General features: G+C 35.6%; 25 protein-coding genes and 2 tRNA genes. 11 read left to right on the top strand and 16 right to left on the bottom strand.

Features of this window, described 5'->3' with window-relative positions:
- Nucleotides 1-188: 188 nt before the first annotated feature.
- From BPOF4_RS20845 to BPOF4_RS20830, 4 genes are all read left to right on the top strand, one after another.
- Nucleotides 189-743, top strand: coding sequence for a recombinase family protein (locus BPOF4_RS20845; protein ID WP_003322302.1), 555 nt, complete (start codon nucleotides 189-191; stop codon nucleotides 741-743).
- Nucleotides 744-773: 30 nt separating this feature from the next.
- Complete coding sequence (locus BPOF4_RS20840) at nucleotides 774-3731, top strand: Tn3 family transposase (RefSeq protein WP_012961264.1); 2958 nt, start codon at nucleotides 774-776, stop codon at nucleotides 3729-3731.
- Between the two features lie 82 nt (nucleotides 3732-3813).
- Complete coding sequence (locus tag BPOF4_RS20835; protein ID WP_012961263.1) at nucleotides 3814-4230, top strand: hypothetical protein; 417 nt, start codon at nucleotides 3814-3816, stop codon at nucleotides 4228-4230.
- 64 nt (nucleotides 4231-4294) lie between these two features.
- Nucleotides 4295-5227 carry a hypothetical protein gene (locus BPOF4_RS20830; protein ID WP_012961262.1) on the top strand — a complete coding sequence of 311 codons (933 nt, stop codon included), beginning with the start codon at nucleotides 4295-4297 and terminating at the stop codon, nucleotides 5225-5227.
- A 167-nt stretch (nucleotides 5228-5394) separates the two neighbouring features.
- Here the strand turns inward: BPOF4_RS20830 and BPOF4_RS22370 are convergent, their stop codons facing one another.
- A complete protein-coding gene (locus BPOF4_RS22370) occupies nucleotides 5395-5550 on the bottom strand; it encodes a hypothetical protein (RefSeq protein WP_012961261.1) in 156 nt (51 codons plus the stop codon).
- Between the two features lie 165 nt (nucleotides 5551-5715).
- Between BPOF4_RS22370 and BPOF4_RS20825 the strand changes: the two genes are divergently transcribed.
- Nucleotides 5716-6675, top strand: a complete 960-nt coding sequence (locus BPOF4_RS20825) for a helix-turn-helix domain-containing protein (RefSeq protein ID WP_012961260.1) — start codon at nucleotides 5716-5718, stop codon at nucleotides 6673-6675.
- 382 nt (nucleotides 6676-7057) lie between these two features.
- Here the strand turns inward: BPOF4_RS20825 and xerS are convergent, their stop codons facing one another.
- The 6 genes from xerS to BPOF4_RS21440 form a co-directional block, all read right to left on the bottom strand.
- The gene (gene xerS, locus BPOF4_RS20820; RefSeq protein ID WP_012961259.1) at nucleotides 7058-8164 is read right to left on the bottom strand and encodes a tyrosine recombinase XerS; all 1107 of its coding nucleotides are present in this window, start codon (nucleotides 8162-8164) and stop codon (nucleotides 7058-7060) included.
- A 101-nt stretch (nucleotides 8165-8265) separates the two neighbouring features.
- On the bottom strand, nucleotides 8266-8655 hold the full coding sequence (locus BPOF4_RS20815; RefSeq protein ID WP_012961258.1) for a hypothetical protein: 390 nt from the start codon (nucleotides 8653-8655) through the stop codon (nucleotides 8266-8268).
- 12 nt (nucleotides 8656-8667) lie between these two features.
- Nucleotides 8668-9453 (bottom strand): HipA domain-containing protein, encoded by a 786-nt coding sequence (locus BPOF4_RS20810; RefSeq protein WP_012961257.1) that lies wholly within the window; start codon nucleotides 9451-9453, stop codon nucleotides 8668-8670.
- A 360-nt stretch (nucleotides 9454-9813) separates the two neighbouring features.
- Nucleotides 9814-10782 (bottom strand): hypothetical protein, encoded by a 969-nt coding sequence (locus BPOF4_RS20805; RefSeq protein WP_012961256.1) that lies wholly within the window; start codon nucleotides 10780-10782, stop codon nucleotides 9814-9816.
- 357 nt (nucleotides 10783-11139) lie between these two features.
- On the bottom strand, nucleotides 11140-11352 hold the full coding sequence (locus tag BPOF4_RS20800; protein ID WP_041823254.1) for a hypothetical protein: 213 nt from the start codon (nucleotides 11350-11352) through the stop codon (nucleotides 11140-11142).
- Nucleotides 11353-12035: 683 nt separating this feature from the next.
- A complete protein-coding gene (locus tag BPOF4_RS21440) occupies nucleotides 12036-13232 on the bottom strand; it encodes a replication initiation protein (protein WP_012961253.1) in 1197 nt (398 codons plus the stop codon).
- 992 nt (nucleotides 13233-14224) lie between these two features.
- Here BPOF4_RS21440 and BPOF4_RS20790 point away from each other — a divergent pair.
- A complete protein-coding gene (locus BPOF4_RS20790) occupies nucleotides 14225-14512 on the top strand; it encodes a hypothetical protein (protein WP_012961252.1) in 288 nt (95 codons plus the stop codon).
- Between the two features lie 197 nt (nucleotides 14513-14709).
- Here the strand turns inward: BPOF4_RS20790 and BPOF4_RS20785 are convergent, their stop codons facing one another.
- The 3 genes from BPOF4_RS20785 to BPOF4_RS20775 form a co-directional block, all read right to left on the bottom strand.
- On the bottom strand, nucleotides 14710-15099 hold the full coding sequence (locus tag BPOF4_RS20785) for a hypothetical protein (protein WP_148229627.1): 390 nt from the start codon (nucleotides 15097-15099) through the stop codon (nucleotides 14710-14712).
- Between the two features lie 141 nt (nucleotides 15100-15240).
- Complete coding sequence (locus tag BPOF4_RS20780; protein ID WP_012961250.1) at nucleotides 15241-15570, bottom strand: single-stranded DNA-binding protein; 330 nt, start codon at nucleotides 15568-15570, stop codon at nucleotides 15241-15243.
- On the bottom strand, nucleotides 15571-16368 hold the full coding sequence (locus BPOF4_RS20775; protein WP_012961249.1) for a hypothetical protein: 798 nt from the start codon (nucleotides 16366-16368) through the stop codon (nucleotides 15571-15573).
- Between the two features lie 768 nt (nucleotides 16369-17136).
- Here BPOF4_RS20775 and BPOF4_RS20770 point away from each other — a divergent pair.
- Together BPOF4_RS20770 and BPOF4_RS22365 are read left to right on the top strand one after the other, a co-directional pair.
- Nucleotides 17137-17415, top strand: a complete 279-nt coding sequence (locus BPOF4_RS20770; RefSeq protein ID WP_012961248.1) for a hypothetical protein — start codon at nucleotides 17137-17139, stop codon at nucleotides 17413-17415.
- Between the two features lie 105 nt (nucleotides 17416-17520).
- Entirely contained in the window at nucleotides 17521-17667 is a 147-nt protein-coding gene (locus BPOF4_RS22365; RefSeq protein WP_012961247.1) for a hypothetical protein, read from the top strand.
- 572 nt (nucleotides 17668-18239) lie between these two features.
- Here the strand turns inward: BPOF4_RS22365 and BPOF4_RS20760 are convergent.
- The 3 genes from BPOF4_RS20760 to BPOF4_RS20750 all read right to left on the bottom strand — a co-directional run bounded on the left by BPOF4_RS20760 (nucleotide 18240) and on the right by BPOF4_RS20750 (nucleotide 19248).
- Nucleotides 18240-18311 (bottom strand) — tRNA-Arg (locus BPOF4_RS20760).
- A 52-nt stretch (nucleotides 18312-18363) separates the two neighbouring features.
- Nucleotides 18364-18421: transfer RNA gene (locus BPOF4_RS20755), tRNA-Glu, on the bottom strand.
- 443 nt (nucleotides 18422-18864) lie between these two features.
- Complete coding sequence (locus tag BPOF4_RS20750; protein WP_012961245.1) at nucleotides 18865-19248, bottom strand: hypothetical protein; 384 nt, start codon at nucleotides 19246-19248, stop codon at nucleotides 18865-18867.
- Between the two features lie 99 nt (nucleotides 19249-19347).
- On the opposite strand from BPOF4_RS20750, the gene BPOF4_RS20745 reads away from it, so the two are divergent.
- Nucleotides 19348-19920: a hypothetical protein gene (locus tag BPOF4_RS20745; protein WP_012961244.1), complete on the top strand. Its 573-nt coding sequence runs from the start codon at nucleotides 19348-19350 to the stop codon at nucleotides 19918-19920.
- Between the two features lie 141 nt (nucleotides 19921-20061).
- Here the strand turns inward: BPOF4_RS20745 and BPOF4_RS21430 are convergent, their stop codons facing one another.
- Together BPOF4_RS21430 and BPOF4_RS22360 are read right to left on the bottom strand one after the other, a co-directional pair.
- Complete coding sequence (locus BPOF4_RS21430; RefSeq protein ID WP_012961243.1) at nucleotides 20062-20274, bottom strand: hypothetical protein; 213 nt, start codon at nucleotides 20272-20274, stop codon at nucleotides 20062-20064.
- A gap of 136 nt (nucleotides 20275-20410) precedes the next feature.
- Nucleotides 20411-20611 carry a hypothetical protein gene (locus BPOF4_RS22360; RefSeq protein ID WP_012961242.1) on the bottom strand — a complete coding sequence of 67 codons (201 nt, stop codon included), beginning with the start codon at nucleotides 20609-20611 and terminating at the stop codon, nucleotides 20411-20413.
- Between the two features lie 48 nt (nucleotides 20612-20659).
- Here BPOF4_RS22360 and BPOF4_RS22875 point away from each other — a divergent pair, with 48 nt between their 5' ends.
- Together BPOF4_RS22875 and BPOF4_RS22870 are read left to right on the top strand one after the other, a co-directional pair.
- Nucleotides 20660-20794 (top strand): hypothetical protein, encoded by a 135-nt coding sequence (locus BPOF4_RS22875; protein ID WP_012961241.1) that lies wholly within the window; start codon nucleotides 20660-20662, stop codon nucleotides 20792-20794.
- Between the two features lie 13 nt (nucleotides 20795-20807).
- Nucleotides 20808-20930: a hypothetical protein gene (locus BPOF4_RS22870; RefSeq protein WP_012961240.1), complete on the top strand. Its 123-nt coding sequence runs from the start codon at nucleotides 20808-20810 to the stop codon at nucleotides 20928-20930.
- A gap of 217 nt (nucleotides 20931-21147) precedes the next feature.
- Here the strand turns inward: BPOF4_RS22870 and BPOF4_RS20730 are convergent, their stop codons facing one another.
- Nucleotides 21148-21531, bottom strand: coding sequence for a hypothetical protein (locus BPOF4_RS20730; protein ID WP_012961239.1), 384 nt, complete (start codon nucleotides 21529-21531; stop codon nucleotides 21148-21150).
- Nucleotides 21532-22233 lie beyond the last annotated feature (702 nt).

Genomic DNA, 22233 nt, shown 5'->3' with positions numbered 1-22233 from the left:
TGAAAAACATAAAATGATTTTTCTAATAGTAATTCCCATTAACGAACGTTTAAGGGAAAAACTTTACCTATCTATAGTACACATGATTTTTGGCGTTTTCTAATCCCTAAACCCTTCCCGTATTCATCTTCCCTAAAATTGACTTATAATCCGAATTAGGGAACAATTATTCTTGGGGAGGGAATTTAATGGGAAAAGTTTTTGGATATGCTCGTGTTTCTACTCAAGATCAAATTTTAGATCTTCAAATTGATGTTTTAGAAAAAGCAGGCGCAGCTGTTATTTACAAAGAGAAAATAACTGGAACGAGAAAAGAACGTCCAGAATTAGAACAACTCCTAAAGGCTATAAGTAAAGGTGATTCTGTGGTCGTTTATAAGTTGGATCGTATCTCAAGGTCTACAAAACATCTAATTGAATTGGTTGAAACCTTTGAAGAAAAAGAGGTCAATTTTATTTCCATACAGGATAATATTGATACATCAACAGCTATGGGACGTTTTTTCTTCCGAACAATGGCGAGTATTGCTGAACTAGAACGAGATATTATCAGTGAGCGTACAAAATCAGGATTACAATCTGCAAGAATGAGAGGCCGAAATGGGGGGAGACCTTCCAAAGACCCCAAGTTGGTGGAACGTGCTTTAAAACTACATTCATCTAAACAATATAGCATCAAAGAAATTACGGATATGACGGGTGTTAGTAAATCAGTGTTGTATCGAGCTTTAGAAAAAAATTAAACCTTCGGGTTGGATTAGGGGGATTTTCCTGTGTATCTAAGAGCAAGAGAACTACTTACACCTGATCAAAGAAAGGATTTTTTGTTAATCCCGTCTACTTTAAGTAATTGGGAATTAGCGTATTACTATACCCTTACACAAGATGATATTGAGGTAATAAGACGTAGAAGAAGAGATCATAATCGATTGGGATTCGCTATTCAAATTTGTCTTTTTCGTTACCCTGGTTGGTCTCTTTCAGATATCAAGAATGTTCCTGATAAGGTGATAAACTATGTTGCTAATCAGTTACAAGTAGATGCAAGTGAATTTAAGCTATATTCTGAACGAGAGCAAACGAAACATGAACATATGGAGGAAATACGAAAGTATTATGGTTTTTCTAATTTTTCAGCACAGTCATATCGGATTATTTCACAGGCATTACTCCCCCATGCAATTGAAAATTCAAATGCACTGTTCCTAATAAGGATGACTTTAGAAGAAATGCGAAAGCGAAAAATCATTCTGCCTGCTATGACAACGATTGAAAGATTAGTATGGGAAACAAGGCGAAGGGCAGAGGAGAAAGTATATAATTCACTCTATAAACCGTTATCTCCATGGCAAAAACAACAATTGGAGAAATTAATTGATACCCCTTCCGATAAATCCAAAACTAAGCTTGGATGGCTAAGGGAAATACCAGGTCAGTCATCACCAGATGCTTTTTTAAAAGTAATTGAGAGATTAGAATATGTTCGTTTATTAAATCTTTCAACAGAGTCCGAAAATATTCACTCGAATAGGCTGCTTCAGCTTGCTAGGCTAGGCGCCCGATATGAACCTCATTCCTTTCGGAGGTTTAATGAGAATAAAAGGTACGCTATTCTTGTAGCTCACCTTTTAACTCTTAGTCAAGATCTAATCGATCAAGCTATCGAAATTCATGACCGCCAAATTATGATCTTACAGTCAAAGGGTAGAAAAGCACAAGAAGAACTGCAAAAGCAAAATGGAAAATCTATCAATGAAAAAGTACTGCACTTTGCGGATATTGGTGAAGCTTTAGTAAAAGCACGAAATGAAGAGCTAGATCCATTTGAAGTATTAGAGAAAATAATGCCTTGGGAAAGGATTGTTGATTCTATAGAAGAAGCAAAACGTTTAGCTCGTCCTATGGACTACGATTACTTAGATTTGTTGGTCACCCGGTTTAGTTACCTTAGAAAGTATACACCGGTACTTCTCAGTAAATTGGAGTTCCGTACGACTCAGGCTTCTGAGCCTTTATTGCGCGCTCTAAATGTCTTGCGTGAAATTAACAATAATAAGAAACGCCATATTCCCGAAGGCGCGCCATTGGATTTTGTGCCAAAGAGATGGCAGAAACATGTCTATGATGAAGATGGAAATATTAATCGAAAGTATTATGAATTAGCAGCATTAACCGAATTAAAAAACCATATCCGTTCAGGAGATATATGGGTTGCTGGAAGCAGGTTACATAAGGATTTTGAAGAATACTTAGTCACTAAAGATAATTGGGATGAAACTAAGAATACAGGCAATAGATTAGCTGTTGGTATGTCAGCTCAAGAATATATAATTGAGAGAAATACTGCTTTAAATGAAAGATTAGATTATATATTGGAAAACATAGATTCTCTTGAGGGAATAAGTATTGACAAGTCAAGGATACGACTTGACCGTTTAGAGAAAGATACACCGGAAGATGCCAAATCTCTTAGCCAAACTTTATATAACATGTTACCACGGGTAAAACTTACTGATTTATTGATTGAAGTTTCAAATTGGACAGGATTCGATGAACACCTTGCTCATGCGTCTAGTAATCGTCCACCTAAGGGAGAAGAAAAGTCTATTGTAATGGCTACGATTATGGCTATGGGAACCAATATCGGTCTTACCAAAATGGCTGAAGCAACACCAGGAATCACCTATCATCAGTTAGCTAATGCAGCCCAATGGCGATTACATGAGGATTCTTTGAGTAAAGCTCAAGCTACTTTAGTAAATTTTCAACATCATCTTTCTTTATCAAAATATTGGGGAAATGGGAGTACCTCATCTTCGGATGGCATGCGTGTACAAGTTGGCGTCTCTTCTCTTCATGCTGATGCTAACCCACACTACGGAACAGGGAAAGGAACTACTATCTATAGATTCACCAGCGATCAATTTTCTTCTTTTTATACAAAGGTTATTAACACAAACGCTAGGGATGCTGTACATGTCATCGATGGATTGCTTCATCATGAATCAGAATTATCCATTGAAGAGCATTATACGGATACGGCTGGTTACACCGATCAGGTTTTTGGATTAAGCCATATATTAGGTTTTCGCTTTGCTCCTAGAATGCGAGATCTATCTGACTCTAAACTTTATGTCATGGATAAATCCAATGTTTATTCAAAGATTGACAGCATTCTACGAGGAAAAATCAACATTAAGATTATTCAAGATAACTATGATGATGTCTTACGATTAGCACATTCCATACGGGAAGGTAGAGTATCGGCTTCACTTATTTTAGGAAAGTTAGGATCTTATTCTCGCCAAAATAAAATGGCAACAGCATTGCGAGAGATGGGTAGAATTGAAAAGACAATCTTTATATTAGACTATATTTCTAATGAAACATTACGCCGGCGTATCCAAAGAGGATTAAATAAGGGTGAAGCTATGAATGGATTGGCAAGAGCCTTATTTTTTGGTAAACGTGGAGAGTTACGGGAAAGAGGATTGCAAGATCAACTTCAACGAGCTAGTGCCTTAAATATTCTTATAAATGCTACTACAGTTTGGAATACCGTTTATCTCACAGAGGCTACAAAGATATTAAAAGAAAAGGGCTTATTAAAAGAGGAGTTATTACCTCACATTTCCCCATTGGGTTGGGAACATATAAATTTACTTGGAGAATATTTATTTGATTCGAAAAAGGTACCCAAATCAAATGAATTACGACCTTTAAAGATATAAAAATTATGCTGATATCTCCTTAGCGTTGGTGATATCAGCTTATGTTTTCCATTTATTGTCTTAACGTGGGTTTTATGACAAAATGTTGGTTATACCCCAAAAAGAAGAAACTGTATTTCCTGAACAAACCGGTGAATTTTCTATCCAGTCAGGTGTATATCATGCAGCTTCGAGAAGTTCGGTTACATCGAGAATAGAAGCTAAATGGGGTCAACTTAGAATATATGCTAATGGTTTTTCAGATTCATATACCAGCAGCAGTAAGAGCACCAAAAAGGCGATTGATAAAATTTCTGTTAATACGAGTTTAATAATGAATGGATCTGTAGAAAATCAAGCTTCCGACAATCGGACAAAATCTTCATTGGCGAATGCTTCTGCAGCGCAACAAAGATTTATGGTTCCAACGGCTCCACAATATTCGCGCAGTTCTCATTCGTATCATAACAGTGGGGCAAATAGCGTTTATCACTCTACTGAAGCTAAACGCGGATTTTAATTAGAAAACATAATTAGGTATGAAGGCTCCTTGCCTTCATGCCTAATCATATAGGAGGGATTTTTTGAAGAAGTTACATTTAGTTTGCACTCTTATTTCTTTATTGCTTATAAGCGGTTGTTCCCAAGTACAACCTACTGATGATAATTTTGATAATTTCGAAACACACGAACAGCCAATTGCAGAATACGAAGAAGTCTATACATTGGGATTATATGATGATAAAGAATTTGAATATGAGCGAACTTTTAATATAGAAGATAACTTTCAAAAAAGTGTGATACTAGGTAATAAAACCTCAACAGAGAGTTCGTTTGTCCTTTTAATTTTTAATCATGGAGAACAAATTAACTTTGAAATTGACAATTCAGTTACTGATCACTATATTTTTGATGTGGGCCCAGGTGAACATAAAGAAATGGAAGTATCTTTATCTGATCTAAATGATGGATTTCACTCTATAACTTACATACTTTTAAACAGTCCAGAGGTAATCCCCGAAGATTACCCCACTTCTATCGGACTATCTGATTTGTTTTCGATAAGAGTGAATTTATTTAAAAACATTGATAATATTCCAGAGAAAAGACCAGAATTATCCGCTGAATCAATACAGAGTGAAGAAAGAAAGATTCATGGTACGTTATTAAGTAACGGAGATAAAGATTACGAAGTTCTTTTTGAACATGAAATGGGGGAGAATAATCCTATTACATTGTTCTACGGAAATTCTAATTCTGAATCAATAGATTTCTATTTAGTTAGTTTATTAAATTTTCAACAGGTTCCTATTGGTGATGATAAGTATATATATGATGAATTAGGTCCAGATGAAGAGAAATCAATCACCATCAAACTCGAAGATGGCTTTCTAGATAACGAAAATAACGTTTACCAAACTTTAATGATTCCACCCCCTTTTGAAGCAGTTACAGAGGAAGATCCTTATTTGCTACAAGACCCCTTAGCAAGTAATAGAGCACAGTTTAAAAAGTAATTTTCTAATCACTTTGAATATAGCAGAAGGACCTACAATAAAAGGTTGTAGGTCCTTCTGCTTTTTACCAATAATAGGGTTATATGATGATAACATATATGATGACAACATTATTTGTAGGAGAAATGTTAATTTATCATAAGGACACTGATTTTGGTTTCATTTTTTTAATGCTCAAAAGGTAGATCAAAGGTTTTAACAATAGCTATAGGGGCAAATTCACCTTTTCCTGCATATATATAAGTATTTTCATTAGTTGCTGCCACAGCACTTATTACTATAAGTGTACCTAGTAGAGTTAATGTTGGTAGAATGCGTTTCACTATCTTTACACCTCCTTTTACCGTCATGTTATACCATCTTATAAATTTCTAAAAAGTGTAAATTGATTGTTGACAAAGCATCTATGTTGTTGTGATACTACTTATATCGAAATAACTTTTGAATGAACGGAAAATATGTAAATTTGCATATGTGAAGGTGTAACTATGAGGAAAATTGGAGAAGAAGTAAAACGTTTAAGAGAAATTCGGGGAATGACACAAGGGAGACTAGCTAAAGGTATTTGTAACCAATCTGAAATTGCACGGATTGAATTAGGTCGAGTTACACCTAGTTTTCACTTAATGGGTCTAATTTCTTCTAGATTAAATGTGCCTATTGAACACTTTTTAACTTTTATGTTTGTGGAAAGGGAGGCCTATTTTAATGAGGTAAGGTTGGTTATAAACGGATTTCTGGATGATAAAAACTATAATGGCTTATATGAATTTGTGAAGAAGGAATTAAATATAGCGGACAATAAAAGGGATAGCAACATATGTTACTTTTTGGAGTGGAACTTACTTGTTGCTAAACAAGAGACAAATCAAATTTCAATCGAAGAGACCATAAGTAATCTGCAGCACCTAGTAGTCTGCATAAGAAATAGTACGTTGTTAATTCATGATTGGCTATTGGAACAAAAAGTTCAAAACAGTCTAGCTATATACTTAACAAAAGACAAACAGTTTCAACGTGCATTAGATCTCTACCAGAAGATTCTTTCCTCTTCTGAATTTACTACTGAAAAGAAATTTTTGGTCAAAGTGTATTATAACTACTCTAAAACGTTATACATACTGGAGCAATATCAAAAAAGTTATGAAATTACTGTAATAGGAATAAATCTATCAATTGACATTGGGAATTTTGATTATTTAGGTCAGTTGTTTTATCAGAGGGCGCAATGTAGGGAGAAACTGGAGCATCCGCTTATAAATATCAGTGAAGATTACTTTAATGCTCTTTTTATTTTTAAACAATTGAAGAAAGAGGCGCTTCTTAAATTACTAATTGAGAAGAAAAGTGGTTTCTTTGATCCAAAGGTTATCTCAAGTATATTAGATATAGATAATTTGAAAAAGGAAATAACAAAAACCTCTAAGAACAAAAACGTTAACGGTTAAAACGAGAAATATAAAAGTTATATAAGTACCGAGGGATTAACATTAAAAAACCTATTGCGCGATTGTTGCGCAATAGGTTTATACAGAATCCTTCTTACCGTTAATTCTTAAAGTGAAATCGGGTTTCATTCGTCTTCCACAACTTACTGTATAGATTTATTAATAATATTATTGCCAAATTGAAGGTTAGAGTGACAAAACCTCTTTGGAACTACCTCAAAGAAACCAAATAAAAAATAACTGTGGTCTGCTCTAAAGCGACCACAGTTATTTTTGTGTTATATCTCTCAAGATGAAGATGTAGATTAGGGGGATCATCCCATTGATACATGTTTATGTTGATGAATAAATTTAGTAGTGGATTAGAGGGTGAGGAAACATTTTAATCACGCTTTCTCCGCTTACCCATTTCTTCAGCAGCTTTCTTCGCTTTCGCTAAACTAGTGTTAATGTAGAGAAGAGACGTTTCTGGTGAGGAATGTCCGAGCTGTGTCATCACTAGGGGAATATCACCCGTTTGTTCTGCAAGATTGGTAGCGTACGTGTGTCTCAGTTTATGAGGAGACATTCGCTTATCATAGGATTCAGTATACTTAGCAATTATTTTTTGAATAGCTCGATTAGAGAGGGGAGAATAGCCATTTTTCCCTTTAGTAATAAATACATAAGCATGTGGATCACCATCCGCATTATACCTTTCATTCCGAATCTCTAAGTAAGTTTTTAAATCATCTAAGGCTTCTGGTATTACGGTCACTGAATCCTTTTTATTTCCCTTGCGTATGACTCGTATGACCTTCTGAGTAAAGTCTACATCACCCAATTTAAGATTAGATAGCTCATTCAAGCGAATGCCTGACCCTAAAAATAAAGAGAGGATAGCAAAGTCGCGCTCTTTATCTCGTTTGAAATAACGCATTTGCCCCTTCGTAAGCGTCAGTTCATATTCCTTCTGAACATAATGTAAGAAGTCAGCATCCGCATTTTCGATAAATATTTTCTCAGTCATATTCGCTGCGCGTTCGCTACGCGATTCTGAGACCTTATGGACTGGAATCTTTTGCATGACATTCCGATGAAAGTAGGGTTCATGATTTTCAGCTTCAGCTTCGACTGTTAAATACTTAAAAAGACTTCTAAGAGCCGATTTCATTCGATTAACCGTCTTTTCCTGTACCTGTTTATATTCCTCAGATTTCTTTGAAACTAAATATTTTCTTCGCAGCATGGTCTTAAAGAAGGCTTGCGCTTCCTGCAAGGAGAGGTTAGCAAGGGTATCCACTGAGACCTCTTTTATATCGTTTGCATCGGATATCCCTTCACTAATCAACCATTTCAAAAACTCTTGATAATCACGAGCATAGTTAAAAAGGGTAAGAGAGGAGCGATAGTCCAATCGAGAATCTAAGTATTCAATGATGTAAGGGGGCATTTTATCCATTAAATCTAGTAATCTTTTTTCGTAGTATTCATGTTGTTTAGAGGACATAAGCTACCTCCTTGTCGTTTTTTGTTGAATTGTTCGTATAAGACAATTAATACGAATATATGTTCGTATATAACAAATTCAAATCATTTAACAGGTAATGACTATATCGAATGCGAATCTGGATAATAAAGAGATTTGCGCAGGGTCACATCCCGATGCTTCAATGTTTCACCTTTAAAACGTAACCAGATCTCATCATCAGCCATTACACCATGTGTTTTACGAATAATAGCCCAACGATTATAGCTATTTAAGCCAAGTGCAGCTAGTAATTCATCCGAATTAAACCTTGTTTCAGGAAACACGCGCCACTTTAGCCATTTTTCTAACTCATCTTTTGTAATGTATCCTTCAGGGTTTGGTGAAAATTGTTTATTAAATCCTTCAATATAGTTAATAACATAAGGTTTTTCACTTCCAGAAGGTTTTAAATCTACACAGGCAATGACATCGTCAAATAACATTACATCGAACTTCATATAGTCAATCATTTAGACACCTCTCTAATTAATAATTAGTTGTTGCAACCGGACATCTTTTAATTGTGAGAGAACAACGTCTTTTGTTCTGCCTATATCATAGGGACTTTCCTCTAATTTAGTAAGAAGTAAATCACTTTGGATAAAAGGTCCTTTGAATAAAGCTAACTGCTTAGTAAAAGAAGAGTTAAAAGGTTTAGCTTTTAATTTTCTTTTCAGGACACTTATAGATTTATCCATAGGGTAATCCTTCAAATCGGAAAGTAAACTTAAACCATGATCAAAAATTGGAGCTAACTGCCAACCTTCTGTCTTTGGATTAAATAGGAACAAAATATTATTTGTGTGACGATCCTCATTAAGAATAAATGCATCGAAAGCTAGCATTTGTGCCATTTCGTAGGTAACATCGAGCCCGGTAAAATGGTGTACTTTTTCCATAATAGCGTTAAATTTATCTACTGTGGAGTAACGTGTATTGTTTAAAACCTCATCAGTTGTTTCAAAGTGTGCTTCAAACAAACGTTCAAGTGTTACTTCTTGCAAAGGTCCACGAAAATCCAATGAATAACAGCCCTCTTTTACCGTACCATCAGCCTTCTCAATCAAACATGGGGTATAAGATATGTAAGATTCTTGCGGCAAAGTTGAACTTTGTAATATGAGGGAAGCTACATATTCTGCCATATTTTCATAGCCCCGGGTATTTTCTTTAATCCATTTACCTCCCACTAACCACTTTGATTGATCACCTTTACTTGATGTACTGACAATTGTTTTAGCATCTTGAGGGATAAAAACCTTTTCCATAATATCCACCTCCGTTTTAATGATATAGTTGTGCTTTTTCCACCGTTAGGGTAAGTATTTTCAATTAAGCATTCGCTGATTACATGTCTCAAAGTGTAAACCTTAAAGTAATAGATAATCTAATTGTACCAAATTTAACCTTATGATGTATAGTTCATAAAATAAGTATTATACGAATAATTATATCAGTCTTCCATGACATGTAATGTCTCCACTCTTTTTTTTAAAGCCACCATCGTAAATTATAATTTTAACGAAGGAAGATAAGCATACGCTTTTTCTGATAATTAACGAGCCTGCAAGATCGTTGCTGTGCAGCTACAAACTATCTATAAAGTTAGATAGGGTTTATAAGATCCATTAAGTATCTTCACCGGTTAGATCTTTATATGAGTACCCTCTTAACATCAAAGTCGCTTTCAATAATTGGATTAGCTTTAGATATTCAAATTTGCTTATTGATTCATAATCATGGTACCCATGAAGACTGCTGTTTCTATGAAGTCCACCAGCGAATTTATTTATATTTGTAAAAAAGATTTTTTCATATCCTCTTAAGACGGAAATGGCAAAAATCCTCTCGATAGTTTCTATTTCTTTTTCGCTGCTATTATATTTTTTCATCATATTTCCTACACGGCTTTTCACACCACGTTTGGGATGAGACATTGGGTCAACATGTCCATCTGTACTATGTATCCAGTTCGTAATAAAATGTTCTATTACAGCGTAAATAGGCAATGCTGCAACAATAAAGTCTTCTTTTAAATAGCACTTATAGGTTTGAGTTAACAATTTTTTATGTATAGAGAATTCTGGTTCATTTATTAATTTTTGGATAGTGTCTTCTAAATTATCTTCAATAATGCTTAATAGGTAATCTTTATTCATCTGTTCTTCAAGTTCAACGAAATTCATTTTATCCAGTAACTCTATGTCAACATAAATGTCCTCTTTATTTAATTCATCTAAGGAGTCTTTGGTCCATTGTAGTAAATCACGTAAACTATCTGAAATTTGATCAAAATCAATACTGTTAAGACTATTGTTAACCATTTCTCCTAATTGTTCGATATTTCTTAACGGTTCTGTCATCTTGTCAATCATAGAGTAAAATGGTTCTGAAAAAGTAGTCAAAGGACGAGTTAGTTCACTAACATATTCAGCCATTCTTAAACTATGTTGAGATAGGAAATCTTGGTGATTAATTACTCTCCAATCTCTATTATTTTCTTTTATACTGTCTTTCTCATTCCGATCTTCGTTATTATTAGAATCATTTACCCTGTCATTCTGTTCTCCGTTTTTATCAAAATCTTCTTCCTTCACTGTACTCCCTCATTTCTTTCACTATAATTTATAGTTAATCTAAATTTACACTATTTCCTTTATACATAAGTAGCTTTTAAGATTAAGTATGAACTGAACGACAGCACTTAAGGTCTGATCAAAAAGTAAAGAACGCTTTTACGTAAGTGTCGCTGTGGCATTAAATAGCTTGATAATCACGGGCTTTACGGCTTGCGCCTACAGTCCGTAGATTCTTGATGCCTTTGCTTCGACCCCCAAGCGAAACCAGCAATTCAACCTCTTAAAACCCAATCGGAAACTAGCATGAAGAAGATTACTATTGAAGAACAATTGCCCTTTTGCCTTGTTGGCCATCCCTATGACAAGAACATTATCCTAATGTTCGCTAATATATTTTCCGGCATTATAAAAAGCTTCTTCAGTAGACTGTTCAAAAGATAGATAATTAACGCTTGTTGCTTTGTCCATTAAGTATTCATCCCTTTTTAAATCTACTCCTATAGCTAAAGATGTATAAGCTATTTCAACGGAATGACCGAGAAGAATTTTCTCTATAGCTAAGTTCAAATTTTGGGTTGAACGAACCATCGTTAAGTCTTGACTTGATGACCAAGACGTTACTTTCTGTTGTTATTTCGATTATTCCATTCATCCAATTCTAATTCCTCATTTCATTTCAAGAACCCTTGATATTGTGATAAAAAATAAAGCAACAATTTGTTACGATGCTTCAAACAAAAATAAAAAGCTCTTTAATAATAAAAATAAGCAAATTTTTTTCACATATACTTACTAGTAAAATCAATGGTGAGAATAGGATAATGAGGTTTAATGCTATCAGGGCTTGTATAAACACTAAGATAGCGATTACAACATGCACTGATTGATTAAGCATTAATTGAATTGTCTCCCTTATGATATTACTAATTTATTTTCGCTTAATAAATCCCGATTGCAGCGTCGTTCTCAGAAATAATTCTGCTAATGAAATCAACCCCCCATCCTGATATAAACTTGTTGCTTTAATTTCTTATACTGCTTCTTAATTACTTTAAGATCTTCTAACAGCATTTCGGCCTCACAAATTCGAAATGTGATTTTGCTACCTCGTACCTGTTTCTTGTATCTGCAAATAATAGCTTTAACTCATCAAGGTCTTAATTATCTAATTTAAGTTGTGGATTTCATCAAGACTTCATCCTCTCTATTTAAATACAGAAAAGCCCCCGAATACACCTACTATGTAGACGGTATCCGGAGCTCCCTCCATATCATTTATTTTTTCTTTTACTCTTATTGTTTCTATTGTGTTGCACGATTTCCTTAACTTTTAAATTGATCTCTTCACAATTCTCATTCCAATATTCCTGTGCTTCTTTCTCATTCAACCCCTCTTGTTTTAGGAAATTTATAACGTGATCTTCTAAAAGAAGTTTTGTCACTACACTAGTAGTACCTCTATATTTTTTTAACAACCAGCTGTTCAGTGTTTCGATTGAAAAAGACTTTGTGCTAGAATCAGACAGTAGTTCATCATCACTTCCAGCATAGCCACCTTCGATCGCAGCTATAATATATCCACTTATGTTATCAATATCGTCATGCTCTTTATTTTCTAGTATATACGTGATATTTCTTTTGATCTGATCCTCCTGGTATTGATCGACCATACTTTTAGCTTTATCTGGTCTAACCCCAAAGCGAATCAAAAGCTCATAAGGCGTGGAATCCGGCGCTTCATTCGAAAGCACTTCTTTTAATAAAGTACGGTTCTTTTTGATATAAAAAGCAACCCCGACGACTTTACGACCTTCCTTCTGTTCTTGGAATTCAAAGATTAAATCCGTCTTTTCTTTAAGCTCTTCTTGAGCTCTTAAGATAATACGGTTTTTCAAATGAGCGTACTGCTTGTACTTATCTGGAGGAATATTTAAATGATATCTTAGCTCTTCTAGAGAAAATACTCTCTTTTTCACTTTCTCATATTGTTTAAGTAATTCATAAATTCTTATGTAATATTCACTTCGTAATCTTAAAACGTTTCGTAGTTTAAATGGCGTATAATTCTGCTTCAATTCAAGTAAAAAAGGACGCAATTTTTCCGAGAATTCTAACTCTACATACCCCTGGCCTTTAAAATACTCACTTGAAGAAAGCCAGTGCATATTTAATTTGGATCGCTCCGTTTCGATCGTGACCATTTTATTTTGTAATTTTTCTATAACATTCTCAACTTTGGTATAAAAGTTTTTTTCTTTAATACCAATAATATCAGCAAGATCTTTCACTTTAATTCGATGGATACGAAAATTATCATCACCGGGTTGGACAAGGGAAGCTAGGGTGAGAATAATTCGTTTTTCTTGCAGCGTCAAATCCTGTGGCGTCTCTATTAAACTGTTGGACTGGGTCACTAAATATTCAGGCGAAACCTTCGAATCAGATAAAATAAGTTGTTCCGCTTTCATTGCATATCACCTCTACTTCACCTTGGACCATTTTCTTCTACTATAGTAGAAGAAAATATAAAAATCTACTCCTCTATGTGTGATAGTTCGTTGAAAAAGTGGCTCAACCTGATCATTCACGTTACAACCAGTCCTAAAAAAATAACACATCATGTTACCCTCACACTTTAGGGAGTTATCTAGATCAACTATCACACGTTGGGGAGTCATGCAATCGTTATTATCACACATTGAGGTGTCAAAACGATTTAAGTATCACGGTTTAGGGTGAATTAAAGCGATCATTTGATCAATCTACAGAATAATTATCCTATAATTGGAGGGTATGGATGATTTATGTATAAAAACAACAGTGCTACGTAGGTTTATACTCCCCAATGTGTGAGAGTTCACTCCTCTATGTGTGAGCTTACTCCCTTATGTGTGATAATTCGCTCCGTTAAGTTTAAATTGACTCCTCTATGTGTGAGCTTACTCCCCTATCTGTGAGAGTCACTCCCATATGTGTGAGCTTACTCCCCTATCTGTGAGAGTCACTCCTCTATGTGTGAGCTCACTCCCCTATCTGTGAGAGTTCACTCCTCTATGTGTGATAATTATACTCCCTTATGTGTGAGAGTTCACTCCTCTATCTGTGATAGTTTACTCCTCTATGTGTGAGAGTTCACTCCTCTATGTGTGAGAGTTCACTCCTCTATGTGTGATAATTTACTCCCCTATGTGTGATAATAAAGTGCTAGATTGCTAGTATTAGCAAGGGTTTCGCGTTCCGAAAACAACAAAACAAATAAATCTATTAAAATCACTTATAAACAATTAAATCATTTGTAAAACAAACAATAGTAATGTCTATTATTAATTTATTTTGTTTATCTAGGATAGAAAAGCTACTATTATATCAAAAATCTTTGCACGCAGGTAATTATAAATTTCCGCATAGATATACTCGGAAGGATGGAGTAAGAAGTCGACATTAAGAAAGGGTGATATGGATGGATGATAAAGTAAACTTTGGAGACGTTCCCGCAGGCAAGAGCATAAGTTACCAACAATTATTATATTATTTGGAACAGGGGAGAGAAATAGAATTCACTTATAAGGGAAAAGAATATCTCATTTCTAATTCTTCAGAGGGAAGAGCTATATGGAGCGGTCAAACACTGGTAAGCAATTCATCAAGTGACGACTCTATATCATTAATTCAATCTACCAAAATAGAAGGGATTCCCTTAATCGACTTATTTAAACAAGGGTTAATTAAGATTACTACTGTTTTTTAAAAAGAAAAGTAGAAGAGCTCTAAAAACGTATTCACCCATTCAGGATCGCATAAGAGGAAAGCTGTACAGCTTTCCTCTTATTATTCCGCTAATAATTCTTTCCAACGTTACTCCTGTTTTCTGAGTACGGTAACTCTGTTAAATATCTACTGCCTCATTTGATATAATGTACACTGGAAATAGCTTCCCTTAAACTTTTACTTTTTAAAATGTTTTGGGATGTGATCGATACAATAATCAAACTTAATCTTTAAACGATTAAGTTCTTTTCGATCATCATCAGATAATGAGATATTACACTTTATACAGGTGCGATTTTCAAACAATGTTTCATGTTCCTCTACATCTGGTGCTTTGTTTATTTTAACAGTATCGTTAAATGACTTACCTATTCCAAAGTAAGATATAGCATCTCGTACCCCATCTTTTGTAGCTGATCGAATCGCATAATGACGGTTAATGATCCTTCCCTGATCATCTACTTGAAATTTAGAGAATCCTTCCCCCATATGGCTTCTATTTAAAATTGATACTTTAACCACGGTATGTACCAGCCTGTCTTCCATATAAAAGAGGGGTTCTCCCACACGTTCATGACTCCAGTGTTCACCGGCTACTTCATTCAACCGTGCAGGTACACATGGATGGGAATATAGGTGCCATGACCATCAAACCGAGGTTCATGGACTTCTTTTGGAAACGGTTCGCATAGTTTACCCATCAATTCCTTAAACGTGATCATGATTTACGCCTGCCTTGTTTCCGTATTTTACCTCATTGGCATGAAGCTCTATAAAAGTTCTTCCGGTTTTAGCGTCATGACGACTATAGATGCTGCCACTTATAATGACCTCTTGGCCCTTCTCAATATAGTTTGCAACGGATTCTCCATAATTTCTCCATACGATGACAGGAATAAAGCTTGTCCGTCCATATTTATCTTCTGAAGCGATACTAAAGTTACAAACAGGGACTTGTTCATTCCCTTTCTTTACGTAATGAAGCTTCGGGTCTGCTGTGAGTCTGCCAGAGAGCACGACCGTATTAATATCGCTCATCTATTCCCCTCCCCTTTCTTTTTGTAAGATAGTTAATAATTGTTTCGTGAAGGTCAACGCTTCTTGGATACTAGCAGCTGCATCGCGGCCATAGATTTCCTTCCATGATTCGGCAGCAACCGGATCGATCAGAGAATACTCTCTGGTATATCGCCTATTGGCTTTTCCCCCGTATTGGGATTTTAACAAAATAACCGGGGCTTCAAGGGGTTCATTATCAATATCTACCCCTTCACACATTTCATTACGGCCAATTAATAAAAAATAGGAGTGACTAGATGTCCATCCGTATTGGGTTAACATCTTATGTTGCAGGTTGGTAAGGGTATCAGGTGCTCCCTTTTGCAGCGCATCAATAAGATAAAAACGAATGACGTCTTTTACGGTAATCAGAGAGCGAACAAATTCCCGATCTTCTTTAGGAACGAGGACGGTATCAAGAGGATCCTGCCCCCTCATCAACCGCAAGAGTGATTGTAGCGATTGATGGATCAGATCCATGCGTCTCACTAAGTTTTGCCTGCGCTCTTTCTCTTCTGCATATCCCTTTTTGGTAATGGAGTAACTAGTAACCCCAGCATCCTTAACGGATATGATGGCTCCTGCGGAATCTAGCTCCTTCAAATAAGCTCGTACCTTATCCTTGGAATAGCGTCTCTTAGGACTTCCAGGCTGTGGTGGTGGTGGGAGCATTTCATTTAATTTCTCATAGCACTCATCGGCTGTGAGGGGCTGCTGCTTTAATAAAAAGAGAGACAACCATTGAAGACTATGTTTAAGGGACAATTTTTCGGTCATCTGTACGCTCACCCTTTCGTTGTATAGTCGATAATAAAGAAGAGATAAGGTATTTAACTCTTCAAACGGACGAGGACCCGTTTAGATCCATGGCCTAGAAGGTTCCTATCAAAGAGGATCCTTTTTTCAACCATGGGAGAAAGACCTTATCCTCCATAGTGGCTTTTGAGTAGAGCCTGCTGCGTTGTTTGTGAACGGATCGAATAAAATCCTGATTAGATGAAAAGGAAAGACCCTTTTTTTATTTTACCATACTATATAACACAATAGGGGAATTGTTAAATGCATCCTTCCCCCTCTCATCTACCTTCCTCTCCTTATTATTAGCGTTATATTTCATGCGGCGTATGTGCAGTCCTTTCTTTTGATTTCCCCTCCTTTCTCTGGCATCCGGTTTTATTCTTGCTACTATTTTCTACGAACTTAGTCACTTTTTACGTCGTAATGGGTTTTGAACGTACAAATGGGATGTATGGATGGGGGGTGGGAACTTGCGCGCACAAGGCGCACGTGGCGAATGAGAATAGGAGCGGGAGTAAGACCATAGGGGAATGCTGTGTATGAGGGGTGCGGGTAGGTGGAGGGGGTGTAATCCCCTATTGTGATGTGTAGTGTGGGGGTGAGGTGTCTTTCTTACTAACAAGATTGTACCGAATCTCTAGGACTAGAACCTTCGGTTTGTTTTCAATTTTTTCTTTCACTCTCATTTATAAATAGTAACAACTTTACTAGAATTGCCAATGACTTACATACAAGGAGTGGATATACATGAAAAAATTTCTAATCTCATCTGTGGCAGCTTCTCTTTTGGTTACCACTGTCGCAACACCTATCGGAGCTATTTCTGTGACTCCTATTACTGATCAACAAGAAGAATTAATCATTCATGAGGATCAATTATTTGTTGATATAGACGTTGAAGCATTTGAGAAACTAGAAGACTATGTAACACTTGATGGTAACACCCTAGCTATCAATGAAAGTGATGTTCCCCTAGACAATTTACATATCCCTAACGATACTTTTTCAGGAATTCTAGATGTGTAAGAGTTTACTAACGAACAGGTTAAACTGGGATTTTTTAACGTAGAAGAAACAAATGAGGGTTTATTTATTTCGATTAATGAACAAAAAGCTCAAGAAGAATGGAAAATGATCGCAGCTGAAGCTGAACAAGGAAGCGTAGCACCTCGAGACGATATGATTACCCCTATGCTTGACCATTCCATTCACTGGTGGGGCCATAGCCTTAGATTAACTGCAGATGAAGCGGAAGATCTTGCTGTTGCCATCGGTTGAGGCGGTCTAGCTCTTACTGAAGCCAAAACGAAACACCAAGAGCAATAACAATTAGTGAAAGGGTGATCACGATTTATATCTGTGATCGCCCTTTCTATATTTAATTTAATAGTTAAGAAGGCTCCAGAATCATGCTGATGCTTTTACCGTGATCCTAGAATAAATTGAAGGAATGCACCCGTAACTTGAATTAGACTTAAGGAAAAAAAATCTATGATAAAATAATAAATAAACATAATACGAAAATAAAACCCGATAATGGCGACTAGGGGTTAACCTTGTCATTTTCTGCTTCTTTGTTTTGAACTCTCTCAAGCTGATATGGTGACCTTTCACATCTTTAACTTTCAAATGAAGAATATACTTAATTCTTAATCCAGTGTTAATACCTAGAAAAACAAGCATATGATCCCGCTTATTCTCTTTCTTTAAGTAACTTAGGATATCTGCAAGCTTTCGTTTATCCCTGATAGGCTGCACGAAGTTCATTTCACATCAACTCACTCCCAGTCTTTTTTATAAAAGAAAAGAGACACCATTATGTGCCTCAACATGTATGTATGCAGTTTATAAGCCCTTAGCAGGAATCGAACCCACATTGGCGCGGTAGAAGCACGCTGTCTTATCCATTAAACGATAAGGGCATATAAAAAGCTATGCATTACCACTATGTATAGCTCATGAGAGGGGTCTTCTCACGGGACTCGAACCTGTATTTCTACCATGAAAGGGCAGCGTCTTATCCATTAGACCAGTGTAGCAAAATATAAATAGATTTTCTGACATATAAAATCACCCGGGAGGTTGCTGGGATTCGTAAGTCAGCAGGCCATTAAAGCACCATATCTTGTGTTGGATTCTCACCTTTACAGCCCCGTAGCTTTCGTGCGCAATTAATGCATAGGCTCACGTTACTCCCCCCGATAAAGCAGTAACGATCATAGCCATTCGAGACACCCGAGTACGCCATTGATAATGGAGATAGGCGTCATCTCCATTATCAATGGCGTACAGAACTTCCAACAAAAAAAAGGTACCCAATTTGTACCCCTTTGTCCGGTTTTTGTCCAGTCTTTCATCCAATTAGATTATTAATCATTAATACAAAAAAACCTATACCACTTTTTAGCGATATAGGGTAGCTTTAAATTATTCGATTACAAATACCTCTATTTATTGTATATCCTGTATTTTTTTCTATTCCGCATAAATATGATCAACTTTTCGCGATTTCTTATATTGGTTAAATAATGTACCTAGAGATAATATAAACAAGATCCACATAACTGGATTATCTAAACCAATCCCAACTGTTGAAGACCCACCCAGCATCATCAAAGTCCCTATAAGAAGGAAAACTACTAAATGCCCAATTAAGCTCCAGGTAAAACTAAATGCTCTTTCCCCTTTAAACTTACCTCTAAAAATAATTGATACAACTAAGGCAATTAAAATAAACGCTATAAACAAACCACTATTAAAGATATCAAATAAAGCTAGACCCGGGAAAAAATCATGAATTATTAGCAATATAAACGCTGAGTAAGCTACTAAAACTAAAGTCTTGTGTAATTTTTCCATAAAATACCTCCGAAGAACTAGATAATAGTGTACAAATTCTGAATTTTATTATAGCATATTAATTGTGTGAATATTATACCAAATTTAGGAGGGACTGGATTGTTAAAAAAGTCATGTTTTTTAGTTTTTACAGTAACATTATTAGCATTATTAGGTAGCATTAACCCTGCATTCGCAAACGAAATTATTGAGGAAGAAGATGTTTATCAATATGAGTACGAGTACAAAGGTATTACATTCACAGGAACCACTCCTCTATCTGATGAACATTTAGAATCATTATATCAATCTACTAAAGTAGCAGAAGAGCAAATGCAAGTAGAAGATGGTTTTGGTGTTATGAGTATTCCAGGTGGTGGTAATGGCGGTACAATTACTCATGGTCCTGTAAGAAGAACTTTTACTAATGCTACCAAGGGTGAAGTGATAGATGTGATGATCGCTTACATAGCTTCAAGAGTACCAGCTACTATCTCTAAAAATTTTTGGTATAACTGGGCTTTTAACAGGTTCACTGGTTGGGCACGCCCTGGTACTACCTATATCTCATACTGGAACTGGAGAGTACGTGACTCTTACCCTGCACGAGGATACTACGACTACTCAACTATAGCTCACCATAATAGCACATACACTCAAACATTAGCTGTAGATTATTTCCGTGTTAATTAGTATACGTGGAGTTAATTCAAAAGGTTGCAAAAAAAGACACCTAGTTTGGTGTCTTTTTTATATTATTCCTAATGATTTTGCCAAATTTAATAGCGCTTGTTTTTTTAATGCGTAGTATTTATTCTTTTTAATTCCAAGTTCTTAACATATCTCTAAGTCTGTTATTTTATTAGGTGAAAAATACCTTATTTCGATTATTGAACTCTCTAAATTACTTATACCCTCTGTTAACGCTAAATTCATTTGCTTTACTTTTAGTTCTTCTATTTCTTCTATTGGTCGGTCAGATAATTTTGGAGTGATTTTTTCGAATAAAAGAACCCCTTGTTCTTGTCTTTCTTGTAAGTTTTTCATTTTAACCTTAAGAGCTTTATAGTTATGTAGCTCCTTTTCGACTGCTTTTATAACTTTTTTTCATCCTCAATTTTAAAATATCTATATATTCTAAATACTTGGCTGCCATAAGCATCCCCGCCTTATTATTCTTTTTTTATCGTTGTCTGAGCGCCCCACCACGTCGTGAATAAGCTGATCTTCTCTTATCCATGAGCTCTTCTATATCAAAAACGTCAAGTCTTTCTTGATCTTTATAAATCCCTTCCATGTATCGAAACCCTCGAAAGGCACGAATATCTAAATCTACCTGCTCTGGTCTTCTATCTGATGAAGCGGAAGATCTTGCTGTTGCCATCGGTGGAGGCTGTCTAGCTCTTACTGGTATGCATATCAGCTATATAAGATGGTTCCTAAAGGCTGGGTTACGATTTTAATGGGCAATTCAGCTGTTGCTCTCCGTACAGCAAGCAGAACAAGCGATCCAGGTGTAACGATTGAGTTCCGTTACATTGGTCCAACCATTACTATTAAGCCTTAGAGGATGTGATTTCATGTTTCAAGAACGTCCTACTGGCCCTGGATATAAGGTATCCTTACTTATTTCAGCGGTGTTGGTTGTGCTTCTGCTCACCCTTCACTTCACTGGTGTAAAAGGGCTTGTAAAGGGATTGTAAAGGGCTTGGCCTTTTATGGAGTAATCATCATGCTTTTTGTAGTATCCTACTTCGCCTTCAAAGGTCAAGTCAAAACGAAAAACCAAGAGCAATAACAATTAGTGAAAGGGTGATCACCCTTTCTATATTTCATTTAATAGTTAAGAAAGCTCCAAAATCATGCTGATGCTTTTACCGTGATCCTAAAATAACTTGAATTAGACTTAAGGAAAAAAATCTATAATAAAATAATAAATAAACATAATACGAAAATAAAACCCGATAATGGCGACATAATAAGTTTTTCTTTTTTACTCCTAGATAATAGGTTTGCTATTGTATTTAAGCCCAAGAAGATTGTAATAACCCATACTAATATATTTGTAGATAAAAAACCTAAACCATTTAAGACCTTGGTATGTTGCAGAAAAATAAAGCCCATAAATAAGAGAATCAAAGCATTCACTGCACTCACAATTCGTAATTTTTTAGGTAAAACCTTATAATATCCTCCCATAGCAAATTCACCCAAAGGATAGCCAAGTGAAAGCAGCACTTGAAAAACTGCAACGAAAACACAAAAAATCGCCACAATGACTGATGATATGTAGATAAGATCCACTTCTATCACCTCCTAATTTTAGTTTATTCTTAGAAATTGGTAGTTACTTCAACAAGAAGAAACGATTTACCCTTATTGAGCAATCGCACCCAGTAACTTAATATCTTAAATTTCACCTTTTACAAAAGGAGAGAACACAGAATAAGCAGACCAAATAAAAACTATCCAAAAAGTAATAGAAGTTATACGTTCGTTCAATAATGGACTTCTTTTAGATAAGATATAAGTCCGAAACAATGTATATAGACAAAATAGTAAAAAAGATAAACCAAACCAGACTACACCAACATTCCCTAAATAAGCTATACCTGCACTCTCGTATATGTTACTTAATACTTTTTGAGTCAAAAGGAATCCCACAACTAAGAAAATGATTATTTCAACAAATGTAATAGCATACATCTTCCAAATACCCAAAAAGTTCAACTTCCTTTCTTAAATGCTACCAATACTACCATTAAAACCCACAATCATTCTTAAAGTATTCTGCTCCGTTACTTAAACAAGGGAAGGCGATAACCTTTTATTCAACTATCGCTCCCGTTAATTGAAGAATGACTACCATAACGGTTCATCTTTATCGCTTAATTTGATGAAGAAGGGAAGGATTGGAACAAATATCAGACTTAGATATCCTAATGTAAATATCCGTTGCGTCTCTGCCTGTTTGTGGCATTCGTAAAATGTAGGTTTCGGCAATCG

It is taken from the genome of Alkalihalophilus pseudofirmus OF4, from assembly GCF_000005825.2.
Lineage (GTDB): Bacteria > Bacillota > Bacilli > Bacillales > Bacillaceae_D > Alkalihalophilus > Alkalihalophilus pseudofirmus.
The sequence above is the reverse complement of the archived record's forward strand: the minus strand, read 5'-3'. Positions and strand labels throughout refer to the sequence as shown.